Source organism: Staphylococcus sp. HMSC072B07 (genome assembly GCF_001815505.1).
In the GTDB taxonomy this organism is placed as follows: domain Bacteria; phylum Bacillota; class Bacilli; order Staphylococcales; family Staphylococcaceae; genus Staphylococcus; species Staphylococcus simulans.
Map to the genome: position 1 here is coordinate 1 of NZ_KV820898.1, position 13,752 is coordinate 13,752.

Consider the following 13,752-nt stretch of genomic DNA (forward strand, 5'->3'; position numbering starts at 1 on the left):
AGTTATAACGGTAGTTTGTCTACGGTCTGAGACCAAAGTATATTATACTCTGGTCTTGATTTGTGACATTACGCGTCACGGTTATCCATTTGTGTACGTAAGTACGCTTCAATGAATGGCCCTATTTCTCCATCCATTACTGCGTTAACGTTACCTGTTTCTTCATTCGTACGGTGATCTTTCACCATTGAATATGGATGGAAAACATAAGAACGAATCTGACTGCCCCAGCCGATGTCTTTTTGTTCGCCTCGGATTTCAGCCATTTCTTTTTCTTGTTCTTCTAATTTCAATTGATACAATTTAGATTTCAACATTTTCATAGCCGCTTCACGGTTCTTAATTTGTGAACGTTCATTTTGGTTATTTACCACAATACCTGTTGGATGGTGGGTAATACGGATGGCAGACTCTGTTTTGTTGATGTGCTGACCACCGGCACCTGATGCTCTGAACGTATCGACTGTAATATCATCCGGGTTAATATCGATTTCGATTTCATTATTATTGAATTCAGGGATGACATCACAAGAGACGAATGACGTATGACGTCTGCCTGATGAGTCGAACGGCGAAATACGTACTAAACGATGCACACCTTTTTCAGCTTTTAAATAGCCATACGCATTATGACCTTTGATTAACAATGTCACACTTTTAACGCCCGCTTCATCACCAGGTAAATAATCTGCTACTTCTACTTTAAAGTTTTTATCTTCAGCATAGCGTTGATACATACGAAGCAACATGCTCGCCCAGTCTTGTGATTCTGTACCGCCAGCACCTGGATGCAATTCTAAGATTGCATTGTTATCATCATAAGGTCCATTTAATAATAACTGTAATTCAAATTCGTCTAATTTACTTTTAAAGTTTACAGTTTCTTCTTCTAAGTCTGCTTTTAAATCTTCATCATATTCTTCTTGCAGTAATTCGTGCGTCGCGTTCATATCTTCGATTTCTGCTTCTAAATCACGATAGCCTTGCACTACTGACTTTAACGCATTATTTTTATCGATAATTTCTTGCGCTTTATTTTGATCATCCCAGAATGTCGGTTCTGTCATCATTTCTTCATATTCTTGGATGTTTGTCTCTTTTTCTTCTAAGTCAAAGAGACCCCCTAAGTTGTTCTAATTTTTCACTATAATTCGCGATATTACGCTTAATTTCGGATAGTTCCATCTTTTTTCTCTCCTGTACATTGATTGATTAGTTTGTTCTATACTTTTCCTATTTTAGCATAACTTAGAGATATGCTTGTATGAAAAAAGAACCGACTGCCTGTAAGGAAGAACAAATTTTCTTCCTTACAATACGCAATGGTTCTTAGAAATGCATACTATTTGCCGCAGCAGTTTTTGTATTTCTTGCCGCTTCCGCATGGGCAGGGATCGTTACGGCCGACTTGGTCGCCTTTCACAATCGGTTTCGCTTTGACTTTCTCTTTACCGTCTTCAGCTGAGACATGCTGCCCTTTATACTCCTTTGCTTTATCACGTTCCACATCATCTTCTACTGTGATGACAGACTTAAGGATATATTTGCTGACATCTTCTTCGATATTCATCATCATATTATCGAAAAGTTGATGTCCTTCATTTTGATAATCACGAAGTGGGTTTTGTTGTCCGTATGAGCGTAAATGAATACCTTGACGTAATTGGTCCATCGTATCGATATGGTCTGTCCAACGACTATCGATAGAACGTAATAAAATCATACGTTCGAATTCATTAAATTGCTCAGGAATATTAGCTTTTTGTTTTTCATAAGCAGCTTCAACTTTTTCCCATACTGTATCAAAGATATCTTCTCTATCTTTACCTTTGATTTCAGAGATATCTAATTCACCTTCATGTAAGAAGACATCTTCTACATAATTAATGAACGGATCGTAATCTACTTCATCTAAGTCATCATTTACATAATAACCGATGGCGCGATCTAGTGTTGAACGCATCATTGTTTTTACAAGATCAGAACTTTCTTCATTATCGATAATGCTGTTACGTTCACCGTAAATAATTTCACGTTGCTTACGTAATACTTCGTCATATTCAAGGATACGTTTACGCGCATCGAAGCTATTACCTTCTACACGTTTTTGTGCAGACTCTACAGCACGAGAAACCATTTTAGATTCAATCGGTGTAGAATCATCCATACCTAAACGGCCCATCATATTTTGAAGACGTTCTGAACCGAAACGTACCATTAATTCGTCTTGAAGTGATAAGTAGAAACGACTTTCACCTCTGTCACCTTGACGACCAGAACGACCACGTAATTGGTCATCGATACGACGTGATTCATGACGTTCTGTACCGATAACTGCTAAACCGCCCAGTTCTTCGACACCTTCGCCAAGTTTGATATCTGTACCACGACCGGCCATGTTTGTCGCAATCGTTACAGCACCTTTTTGACCTGCAGTAGAAACGATTTCTGCTTCACGCTCATGGTTTTTCGCGTTTAAGACGTCATGACGTACGCCGCGTTTTTTCAATAACTTAGAAATATATTCACTGGTTTCAACCGCTACTGTACCTAAAAGAATCGGTTGACCTTTTTTATGTTTTTCTACAACATCTTCAACCACCGCATCGAATTTACCTTTTTGACTAATATAAATTAAATCAGGTTTGTCGATACGTTGTACAGGACGGTTCGTCGGAATTTGCGTAACTGTCATGTTATAGATATTACGGAACTCTTCTTCCTCAGTTTTCGCTGTACCTGTCATACCAGATAATTTGTTGTACATACGGAAGAAGTTTTGGAACGTAATCGATGCCATTGTCTTAGATTCATTTTGGATTTGCACGCCTTCTTTTGCTTCAATCGCTTGGTGCAACCCTTCTGAGAAACGACGACCTGGCATTGTACGACCTGTAAATTGGTCAACGATTAATACTTCACCATCTGTCACCATGTAGTCGACATCACGTTGTAGTGTATAGTTGGCACGTAATGCTGTATTGATATGTGTAATAATATCTACGTTGTTTAAATCATATAAGTTATCCAGTTTAAACATACGTTCAGCTTTATCTGCACCTTGATCTGTTAATTGAACAGATTTTGTTTTCTCATCATAGTTATAGTCATCTTCAGCTTTCAACATTTTCGCGAATACGTTCGCTTGTGTGTAAAGTGATGTTGATTTTTCTGCTTCACCAGAAATAATTAAAGGTGTACGTGCTTCGTCAATTAAGATAGAGTCGACCTCATCAATGATGGCGAAGTGAAGCGGACGCATAACACGTTCTTCTGCATAATTCACCATGTTGTCCCATAAGTAATCGAAACCAAGTTCGTTGTTAGTACTGTACGTGATATCTTCATTATAGGCTTGGCGTTTCTCCTCTGTTGATAAACTGTTTAAGTTTAATCCTACAGATAAACCTAAGAAGTTATATAACTCAGCCATTTCTTCACTTTGTACACTTGCTAAATATTCGTTGACTGTAATAACGTGTACACCGCGACCTGCTAAAGCGTTCAAATACGTCGGCATTGTCGCTGTCAACGTTTTACCTTCACCGGTTCTCATTTCTGAAATGTCACCGTTATGAATCGCGATACCACCCATAACTTGGACACGGTAAGGTGACATATTGAACACACGTTTAGCCCCTTCTCTTACTAAAGCAAAGGCTTCAGGAAGGATTTCGTCTAATATTTTATCTTGTTTAACTACATCTTCTTCAGCTTGAACTCGTTCTTTAAGTTCTTGTGTTTTATTTCTAATTTCTTCATCAGTAAGAATCGACATTTCCTCTTCTAATGCGAGTACTTTGTCCGCTTGCTTACCTAGGCGTTTAATTTCTCTCTTATTGCCGTCAACAATTTTTGATAAAAAACCCATTCTGTTCGCTCCTTTGGTATAAAAACTGTTTGGCTTACAACAATTCATCTTACCATTTATATCGTAAAAGTTACACTTATATACTCAATCTAATAGTTGATAACTCTTTATTTATAAGTATCAGTGTTTATGATTTTCTTCACTTAATCCAAAGTTTCTATTTGTGTTGTTGGTGCATTACACGTTTCAAACATATCCTCTATATTTTGACACGTTCAACTTACTGAAATCAATCAAATACAATCTTATTAATACAAACTTAATCTTTGAAATTAGTAGTCATTAAAAAAGAGACTCGCAACCTCACAGCTGCGAGCCTCTCATGAGACATTAATTATTAATTTTCAACTGTTTCAATTAAACCGTATTTTCCATCTTTTCTGCGATAAACGATGCTTGTACCATCTGTATCACGGTCTGTAAAGATGAAGAAGTCATGACCTAATAAGTCCATTTGTAATACGGCTTCTTCAGAATCCATCGGTTTTAAGCTGAATTGTTTAGAACGAATGATTTCGATTTCATCATTGTTATCTTGATCAGCAGTTTCTGGTGTAGCTGCTGGGATTGATGGGAATGGTTCTTTCTCATTCTCTTTACGTTTTTTACGATTAACGCGTGTTTTGTACTTACGCACTTGACGTTCTAATTTGTTAGTGATTAAATCAATGCCCGCATATAAATCGTCGTTTCTTTCTTCTGCACGAAGTGTCACGTCTTTAAGCGGAATTGTCACTTCAATTTTAGTGCTTGAATTGGCGTAAGTTTTTACTTTAACATGTGCATCAACGTTCGGCACATTTGTAAAGTAACGTTCTAGTTTACCAACTTTGTCCTCAATGTAATTACGAATTGCGTCTGTAATAGTGAGGTTGTCTCCATGAATTTCAAATCTAATCATAGTGATCGACTCCTTTAACCTCTATATATGTTTTGATTGGTAATGCTCACCTTTATAATAACATGTTTCAACTATCTAGCAAAAGCAAATACATCTATTTTTCCAACTTTTCTGATAAATAAAGCTTCAATCGCATGATGGGCCGTTAGCCCTGTTGTATAAATATCATCTACGAGTAAAATGCGCTTATTTTGTAAATCTACATCTTGAAATGCAGGATTAATATAAAATGGATTGGGAGCTTTGGCACGCATCGCTTTATTCAAAGTGGATTGTTTCGGTCTAACGTCTGTTTGCAGTATCAGATGATACTTAACCCCTTTTGCAGCTAAAACCATTTCTACTGGATTAAATGTTCTTTGTTGATCCCTAACGATTGGTGAAGGAATTGGAATGATATAGTCATACTGTTGCTTCGGCAATCGAATAAGGTTTGCGATGACTTCACATAATGCCGTATCTCCAGCAATTTTATATTGATGAATCGTCTCGCGTACTTTCCCTGTATAACGGTAATCACAATAAAGTTGATGCATTAAGTTGAATTTGCGAGCTAAAAACTGACAATCTAAACAAGCTTCTTCACTTTCGTCTAACGGTTTTAAACAACGCGGACAGCGTTTCACTTTTTCTAAACGACATACTTCAAATGCTTGTCGACAATGTTCACACAGAATTTCAGGTGATTTATAAAAATTCGCGGCAGTTAAAGGTTCCGAAAATAGAGTTAAGCATAGTTTACATTTCGGCATCCAACCACCCCTTTTGTAACCCTAATTGATTCATTTGTTTAATTTGGCGTTTGGCTTGCACCATAGATAAGGTGACCCCATTATGCAAAAACAACACTAAGCCGCTGGTATCTTGTAATTTCCGTCCTGTACGTCCTGCAATTTGAACTAAAGCTGCAGTTTGGAAACTTTGGCTGTCGATGACAATGACATCTAAATGTGCCATCGTGAAACCCCGTTCTAAAATCGTGGTCGTGAAGATAATCGGATGTTTACCTGCTCTTAAAGCTTCTACTTTCTCAAAACGTAAGGCATCTTCACTATGAACTGCCACCAAGTCTTTGAAATATTTTTGATAGTGTGCCAAGGCTTGTTCCATCGCTTCAATTTGATTAAAGAAGACTAAAGTGACGCGTTGGTTTTCAAGTTGTTTTCGAAGAAGTTCGAGTAAATAGCGCTGCATGCGTTTCGGTTTGAATTTGAAGTAGTGGAATTTGGGGACGGGAAGCGGTTTACGATGATAACGCGCTGGTAAAGTAATGATATTCTCTTTTTTGAATTGTTTTAATAAACGTGAGGAAGGCGTAGCTGTCATATAAATATGACTATAAGCAGAAGCTGAAGCTTGAATGAGTGTCTGCATCAATAAAGGATCCATCGCAAGCGGAAATGCATCAACCTCATCAATATATATCACATCAAAGTATTGTTTAAAGCGATATAATTGATGCACCGTCGCAATGACAAAATGACCTTGATACGTCTGGCTTTGTCCTTGGTACAAGACGTCTATATGTTCACCTTTAAACGATTCGATAATACGCTTGCTGATTTCAATGACCACATCGACACGCGGTGATACAATCGCCACATTCATACCTTGTTGTCTGGCATGTTGAATTCCCACAAACATCATTTCTGTTTTTCCTGCACCTGTTACCGCATATAGTAATAAATTTTCCTGCTGTTGAATCGCTCGAATAATATGTGAGGAAGCATAGGCTTGTTGTTCAGACAGTTCAAAGTCCAAATGATATTCTCCTGAACTAATTTGATGTGCAGTTTTGGTAATATATATTGGCTTAAAGCTATCCATACGACCGAGTGATAAACAACTTCGACAATAAGTTATCGGTTGATCGTGAATTTTTGAATGATACGTATAATACTCGTCTTGATGAGGTGTTCCACATTGCTGACAATACCATTTTCCTTTGTCATTTTGTATCACACCTGGTCCTTGATAGATAATCGTTTCATCAGTCAGATGTTTCGTACTTCTGACTAACTTTCCATAATGCTTAATTGTTGTCAGTATAATCCCTCCTAAATAAAAAAAGACAAATCAAGTCACTGTCTGATACAGTGGACTTCATTTGCCCGAAAAATTGTATTTAATTTTATTATTGTTCTACATAGTCCTCTGGACGATTTTCTAAAGATGGAATACGTTTATTAGTGAAACCTAATGCGACACTGCCGACACCTAAATGCGATGCGATAACCGGACTGAAATCCGAATAGTTGATCACATAATGATCAGGGCAACGTTTTTTCAAATTCTCATAAAGTTTTAAGCCATCTTCTCTTGAATCACCATTTACGACATAGAGTGTAACCTCATCATAATCTTTCACTTTTTCTAACACACCGTCTTCAATGCGTTTGACAGCACGTTTTTTCGTACGCACTTTATCTAATGGTACAATCACGCCATCTTCGAATTTTAAGACAGGTTTCATTTTTAACAATGTACCGATAAACGCTTGTGCACCTGTAATACGGCCGCTCTTTTGTAAGTTCTTTAAGTCATCTACAACAACTTCTGCCCCTGTATGTTCACGCATCTCTAATAATTCATCGATGATTGTTTCTGGAGATGCACCTTCTCTTACGCGTTCAGCAGCATAAACCACATATCCGCCTAAAATCATACCTGATAATTTTGAATCGAATGTGTGCACGTTAATGCCTTCGACCATTTCGCCAGCTTGTGTTGCTGATTGGTATGTACCACTGATACCTGCTGATAAGAATAAACCGATAACATCTGTATATCCTTCATCTTTGAGTTTCTCATATTCTTCTACGACTTTACCAATAGCGGGCTGACTTGTTGTCGGAATTTGCGTTTCTGAACGCATACGCTGATATAATTCACTTGGTTGAATATCCTCTCTTTCAATAAAGGAATCTCCATTTTCAAATATCACACTTAATGGCACAACCGAAATATCATATTCATCTAATAAAGCTTGTGTTAATGATGTTGTAGAATCCGTCATTACAGCAATCTTCATGATTTTCCTCCTCAAATATACTCATTGTCAATCATACCCTATTTTATTAAAAAAGAAAATTGATTCTTCCATTTAGAAAAAATATCCGGAGCATGTATAATAGAAGCAAAGACAAGCAATTCTATTGTCATAGGAACTAGTTAAAGGATGTCATAAAATGGAGAATCATATTATTACGATTAAACAAGAATACGTGATTGAAAACGTGATTAACAAGTCACGTTTTATCGCTCATATTAAGCCAGTAGAAAGTGAAGATGAGGCAAAAGCTTTTATTGATGAAGTTAAAAAAGAACATCGCGATGCCACACATAACTGTTCAGCGTATACCATCGGCGATAGTATGTTGATTCAAAAAGCAAATGACGATGGAGAACCAAGTGGTACAGCTGGCGTACCAATGTTAGAAATTCTAAAAAAACTTGAGACACATAATACTGCAGCTGTAGTGACACGTTACTTCGGCGGCATCAAACTTGGTACAGGCGGCTTAATCAGAGCGTACAGTGGCGCCGTTCGTGATGCGATCAAAGAAGGCGGACGTGTTGAATTACGTAATGCGATACCCACTACAGTTACAATCAGTTATGAACAGACAGGTAAATTCGAATACGAACTGCAATCAACAAACTTCATTTTAAGAGATACGATGTATACAGATAAAGTGAGTTACCGTATCGATGTATTAGAAGATGATTACGAAGACTTTATCAACTTTTTAAATCGAATTACTGCAGGTACATTCGAATTAGATGAAGAACAAGTAACGCGCCTGCCTTTCGATATTGAAACAAATTAGATATAAAAAACCGCTTGAATTTCACAAGACGAAACTCAAGCGGTTATTTTTATGTGATTTTACATATTATTCTTTGTCGTGTCTGCTGCCACGTTTCTCAAGCATACTCAGTAACGGACGATAATTGTCATCAATTAATCCTGTAAATTCTACAATCAATTCAATCGTGACTAAAATTAGGATCAACATCATCACAACGCCCCATGGTTGTGATAAGTATAAAATAACACTTGAGATACTGAACATAATCGCAATCGAATAAATTAAAAACACGGTTTGACGGTGTGTATAACCAAGTTTTAATAACTTGTGATGTAAATGCGATTTATCCGGCTGCATAATACGTTGTCCCTTTTTCGCTCTTCTGATCATCGCAAATAATGTATCGATAAACGGTACGGCTAAAATCACCATCGGGAACAGTAACGAGAAGAAAGTAATATTTTTGAACCCGAGTAAAGAAACAAAGCTAATAATAAAGCCGAGTTGTAGTGAGCCGCTGTCTCCTAAGAAAATCTTTGCGGGATGTGAATTATAAAATAAAAAGCCGAGCAACGAACCAATCATGACTGAACAAATCATCATGATAAAAATATCCGCTTGTAATATCGCAATAAAGCCAATCGTCATAAATGCGATAGTTGAAACCCCTGCGGCTAAACCATCTAGCCCATCGATTAAATTAATCGCATTGGTAATCGCAATAATCCAAAAAACAGTAATCGGAATACTTAAAATACCGAACTGAATCGTGCCTGGAACGAACGGCAATTGAATGAAGTCAATTGTGACACCGTGATACACTACCACTAGTGCAGCTAAAATCTGGCCTGCAAGTTTGTACAACGGTTTTAAGTCATGCACATCATCAATCAAACCGACAAAATACATAATCATCGTTCCAAGAATTAAAGGAATAATTTCACGTTCAATAGGATGACCAATCCAAATTCCTAAAATAAACGCAAAGAGTATCACCGTTCCCCCTAGTACAGAAACAGGTTTCGTGTGCACTTTTCGATAATTCGGCTTATCCATAATATCCAGCTTTTTGGATATTTTAATCACAATCGGCGTCAAAATCACACTTACCGCCATGGTAACTAATATCAGTAAAAGTGTTATCATTTTATATCCATTGCCAAAATACTGTTCAATCTATGTCATACTTAAAGAGAACACGCTGTTATCTGCCTTTTGACAAGGGAACCTCCCTTCAATACTCATATGTATACAATATCAATAATCTATTTTAACACGAATTATTGATTATTGTAGTAGATTATAATAACAGTTATCAATGTTTCAGATGACAAAATGTATATTTTCACTTACAATAACTAAGTGGTTATACAAAGGAGCAGATCAATTATGATTGAAGCTATCATTTACAATACTTCGGTGACTGTTGCAGGTATCTATCTCTTTCATAGACTGCAATATTCAGAAACGAAACAAATGAAGTTTTCACAAACTTATGTCACGATTCTTATGACTGTCGTCGCACTTTTACTTGCGGCCTATCCGATACCAGTTCATAATTATTTACTTTATTTAACATTTGTGCCGCTCTTATTCTTAGGACGTTATACAAACGTCTTCTTTACTATGGTGGCTGCAGCTATTATTTTTGTCGTAGATGTTTTCGTTTACGGCGATCCTTTGGCATATAATATTGCTTTATTAATTATCGCCTTAGCTGTAAGCATCATCGGACCCTTTATCAAACAAAATGATATTGTGTCACTTCAAATCTTGAACGTCGTAAGTTTAGTTATCTTAAGTGTCGTTTCAATGATTACGCACTTCTATACATTACAAGAAATTATATACTTAATTCCGATATCATTTATCGTTACTATCGCATCTTCCATTATCTTTGTAGATATTTGGCGTTTCTTTACACTTGTCCAACGATATGAAAACGAAGAACGTTATGATTATTTAACTGGACTTGGCAATGTAAAAGAATTTGATCGTCATTTAAATAAAATGGCAGACAAAGCAGATGATAAAAATACAAGTTTAGGTTTACTTTTAATTGATATCGACGGCTTCAAAGATGTAAACGATGCCTTTACGCACCGTTCAGGAGATGCAGTCTTAAAACAAATCTCACAACTATTAATCAACTATGTGCCACCGAACATGAAAATATTCAGAAACGGCGGCGAAGAATTCTCAGTAGTACTGCTTGGTTATTCACTTGACCAAAGTGTGAAACTGGCTGAAAGTATTCGTGCAGGCGTGGAACAATCAACATTCCACTTGCCGAATAAAGAAGTCATCAAACTCTCTGTATCTATCGGTATCGGTTATTTAACCGCAGACGATTACAAATCACAACGTAAAGTCTTTAAAGATGCAGATGATATGTTGCATATGGCTAAAAATGAAGGGCGTAACCAAGTGATGTTTAACCCAATTGTTAAATAAACCATTTGTTTCAAAAAATGACATATTGAGACAAGAATCTATTACGGTTCTTGTCTCTTTTTTTCATTTCTATTGCAATCATCGATGTTCTATTGCAACTTTTTACTGTTCCCTGTAAACTTTCAAGTGTCAACAAAATCAAACGAGAAGGAGCGCAAAAAGGTGCCTGAAGAAGCAATTACCATAATAGATGAGAACAAAGTGATAGACGTTGTACTCACTGCAGGAAAGATATTACTTGAAAGCGGTGCAGAAACATATCGTGTTGAAGATACGATGTCTCGCATCGCTTATAGTTTTGGTTTAGATAATACCAACAGTTTCGTGTCGAATACTGCGATTATATTCTCATTAAACGACCGAACGAACACACGATTGATTCGTGTGCGTGATAGAACAACGGACTTAGAAAAAATTGCCCTAGCCAATAATATTTCACGTAAAATCGCTAAAAATGAACTAACGATTGATGAAGCAAAATCAGAATTGATTCATTTAGAACACGCTTCACTGCAATATTCATATTTAACTAAATTTTTAGCCGCTTCTATTGCCTGTGGATTTTTCTTATTTATGTTTGGAGGCGTTGCACAAGATTCCATTTTTGCCATTTTGGCGGGTGCAGGTGCTTTCTTAACATTCGATTTCGTTCAACGTTTTATTCAAATCAAATTCTTTTCTGAGTTTATCAGTGCCATTGTTGTCATTAGTGTCGCCGCCATCAGTCATAAACTCGGACTATCCATCAACCAAGATATTATTACCATTTCAGGGGTCATGGTCTTAGTACCAGGTATTTTAATCACTAATGCAATCAGAGATTTAATGGCCGGTGAATTGCTTGCTGGGATGTCACGCGGTATGGAAGCTGCATTGACTGCCTTTGCGATCGGTGCCGGTGTTGCGATTATTTTACTCTTCTTTTAAGAAAGGCGTGTTACAGAATTGATCTTACATTATTTATTTCACTTTGTTATCAGCTTTTGTTCTACATTGCTATTTTCAATCCTATTCAACGCGCCGCGTAAACAATTGCCGGCATGCGGTTATGTAGGCGCAATGGGATGGACCATCTACATCATTTCGATGGATTTGAACTCAGGTAAAGTGGCTGCTTCTTTCCTAGGCAGCTTTATCTTAGCAATTATGAGTCATGCGATGGCAAAACGTTATTTCCAACCTGTCATTATCTTTATTGTGCCAGGTATCATTCCCCTTGTACCTGGGGGCGCTGCGTATGAAGCCACACGTTTCCTAGTCACAAATCAATATACCCATGCAGTCAACACTTTTTTAGAGGTTACCTTGATTTCAGGTGCCATTGCTTTTGGTATATTATGTGCAGAAATCAGTTACCATATTTATAATCGTATTAGAATCAACTATGGTAAAATGAAAGGTAAATCCTATAGGAAACAATTTAACATGAATAATAGAGGTTAAGGGGTGCATATCAAGTGAAAGAACAATTAATCGACAGACTGAAACGTTATGCGGAGATTGATACACAATCTAATCCAGACTCAGAAGCAACACCATCAACTGAGAAACAATGGGATTTGTTAAATGTGTTAAAACAAGAATTAGAAAATCTTGGTTTAGAAACAGACTTAGATGATAATGGCTATTTATTTGCGACATTAGAAAGCAATATCGCAAAAGAAGTACCGACTGTAGGCTTTTTAGCACACGTTGATACTTCACCAGACTTTAATGCGACAAATGTTAAGCCGCAAATTATTGAAAACTACGACGGCAAGCCAATTCAACTCGGCGATACGGACCGCGAATTAAACCAAACTGTCTTCCCTGCTTTAAAATCAGTAGAAGGCCACACTTTAATGATTACAGACGGTACATCATTACTTGGCGCAGACGATAAAGCGGGTGTTGCTGAAATTATGACTGCTTTAAACTATTTAGTTGAACATCCAGAAGTGAAACACGGACGTATCCGTGTCGCATTTACGCCAGATGAAGAAATCGGACGCGGGCCTCATAAATTCGATGTAGCTCGTTTCGGGGCTGACTTTGCCTATACAATGGACGGCAGTCAATATGGCGAATTACAATTTGAAAGCTTTAACGCAGCTGAAGCAACGATTACTTGTCATGGTGTCAATGTACATCCAGGTTCTGCGAAAGATGTCATGGTTAATGCGATTAAATTAGGCGAACGCTTCGATAGTCAATTACCACAAGATGAAGTGCCAGAAGAAACAGAAGGCTATGAAGGTTTCTTCCACTTGATGAACTTCAATGGTACAACTGAAAAAGCTCAACTGAAATATATCGTACGTGATCACGACCGCAATCGCTTTGAAGCACGTAAAGCATTGCTTGAAGATATTAAAAATGAAATTAACGCAGATTACTCAAATAATCCAGTTGAAGTAGAAGTCCATGACCAATACTTCAATATGGCTGAAAAAATCAATGAAGTACCTGAAGTCATCGAGATTCCAAAACGTGTCTTCAAACAATTAGGTATTGAACCTAATACCGAACCGATTCGCGGTGGTACAGACGGCTCACAACTATCATTTATGGGCCTACCGACACCAAACATCTTCACAGGTTGCGATAACTTCCATGGTCCATTCGAATACGCTTCTATCGATGTCATGGAAAAAGCAGTACAAGTGATTGTAGGTATCGCAGAAGAAGTAGGCAATACCGAAGCATAATACAACTTTAACGTTACTAAAGAGACG

The 13,752-nt window shown here is 37.2% G+C and carries 12 protein-coding genes; 5 read left to right on the forward strand and 7 right to left on the reverse strand.

Annotated features, from left to right (window positions below):
- Nucleotides 1–68: 68 nt before the first annotated feature.
- The 6 genes from prfB to fakB1 all read right to left on the reverse strand — a co-directional run bounded on the left by prfB (nucleotide 69) and on the right by fakB1 (nucleotide 7,803).
- Nucleotides 69–1,185 (reverse strand): peptide chain release factor 2 gene (gene prfB, locus HMPREF3031_RS00825; protein WP_096754524.1). Its coding sequence is split into 2 segments (ribosomal slippage): nucleotides 69–1,112 and nucleotides 1,114–1,185, totalling 1,116 coding nucleotides; the frame shifts between segments, so codons are not numbered across the junction.
- Between the two features lie 157 nt (nucleotides 1,186–1,342).
- Nucleotides 1,343–3,871, reverse strand: a complete 2,529-nt coding sequence (gene secA / locus HMPREF3031_RS00830; RefSeq protein WP_070724551.1) for a preprotein translocase subunit SecA — start codon at nucleotides 3,869–3,871, stop codon at nucleotides 1,343–1,345.
- Between the two features lie 337 nt (nucleotides 3,872–4,208).
- The gene (gene hpf, locus HMPREF3031_RS00835; RefSeq protein WP_002481543.1) at nucleotides 4,209–4,772 is read right to left on the reverse strand and encodes a ribosome hibernation-promoting factor, HPF/YfiA family; all 564 of its coding nucleotides are present in this window, start codon (nucleotides 4,770–4,772) and stop codon (nucleotides 4,209–4,211) included.
- Between the two features lie 71 nt (nucleotides 4,773–4,843).
- Nucleotides 4,844–5,524: a ComF family protein gene (locus HMPREF3031_RS00840; RefSeq protein WP_002481542.1), complete on the reverse strand. Its 681-nt coding sequence runs from the start codon at nucleotides 5,522–5,524 to the stop codon at nucleotides 4,844–4,846.
- Nucleotides 5,511–6,818, reverse strand: a complete 1,308-nt coding sequence (locus HMPREF3031_RS00845; protein ID WP_081600404.1) for a DEAD/DEAH box helicase family protein — start codon at nucleotides 6,816–6,818, stop codon at nucleotides 5,511–5,513. The genes HMPREF3031_RS00840 and HMPREF3031_RS00845 overlap by 14 nt, the downstream gene beginning before the upstream one ends.
- Before the next feature lie 88 nt (nucleotides 6,819–6,906).
- A complete protein-coding gene (gene fakB1, locus HMPREF3031_RS00850) occupies nucleotides 6,907–7,803 on the reverse strand; it encodes a fatty acid kinase binding subunit FakB1 (protein WP_002481540.1) in 897 nt (298 codons plus the stop codon).
- Between the two features lie 157 nt (nucleotides 7,804–7,960).
- Between fakB1 and HMPREF3031_RS00855 the strand changes: the two genes are divergently transcribed.
- Nucleotides 7,961–8,602 carry a YigZ family protein gene (locus HMPREF3031_RS00855; RefSeq protein ID WP_002481539.1) on the forward strand — a complete coding sequence of 214 codons (642 nt, stop codon included), beginning with the start codon at nucleotides 7,961–7,963 and terminating at the stop codon, nucleotides 8,600–8,602.
- Nucleotides 8,603–8,668: 66 nt separating this feature from the next.
- On the opposite strand, the gene HMPREF3031_RS00860 is transcribed toward HMPREF3031_RS00855, so the two are convergent.
- Nucleotides 8,669–9,730: a glycosyltransferase family 4 protein gene (locus tag HMPREF3031_RS00860; RefSeq protein ID WP_002481538.1), complete on the reverse strand. Its 1,062-nt coding sequence runs from the start codon at nucleotides 9,728–9,730 to the stop codon at nucleotides 8,669–8,671.
- 243 nt (nucleotides 9,731–9,973) lie between these two features.
- Here HMPREF3031_RS00860 and HMPREF3031_RS00865 point away from each other — a divergent pair, with 243 nt between their 5' ends.
- From HMPREF3031_RS00865 to pepT, 4 genes are all read left to right on the forward strand, one after another.
- Nucleotides 9,974–11,038, forward strand: coding sequence for a GGDEF domain-containing protein GdpS (locus HMPREF3031_RS00865; protein WP_002481537.1), 1,065 nt, complete (start codon nucleotides 9,974–9,976; stop codon nucleotides 11,036–11,038).
- A 162-nt stretch (nucleotides 11,039–11,200) separates the two neighbouring features.
- Nucleotides 11,201–11,965, forward strand: coding sequence for a threonine/serine exporter family protein (locus HMPREF3031_RS00870; RefSeq protein ID WP_002481536.1), 765 nt, complete (start codon nucleotides 11,201–11,203; stop codon nucleotides 11,963–11,965).
- 21 nt (nucleotides 11,966–11,986) lie between these two features.
- On the forward strand, nucleotides 11,987–12,481 hold the full coding sequence (locus HMPREF3031_RS00875; protein WP_031262607.1) for a threonine/serine exporter family protein: 495 nt from the start codon (nucleotides 11,987–11,989) through the stop codon (nucleotides 12,479–12,481).
- Nucleotides 12,482–12,495: 14 nt separating this feature from the next.
- Nucleotides 12,496–13,725, forward strand: coding sequence for a peptidase T (gene pepT, locus HMPREF3031_RS00880; RefSeq protein WP_002481534.1), 1,230 nt, complete (start codon nucleotides 12,496–12,498; stop codon nucleotides 13,723–13,725).
- Nucleotides 13,726–13,752: the final 27 nt, after the last annotated feature.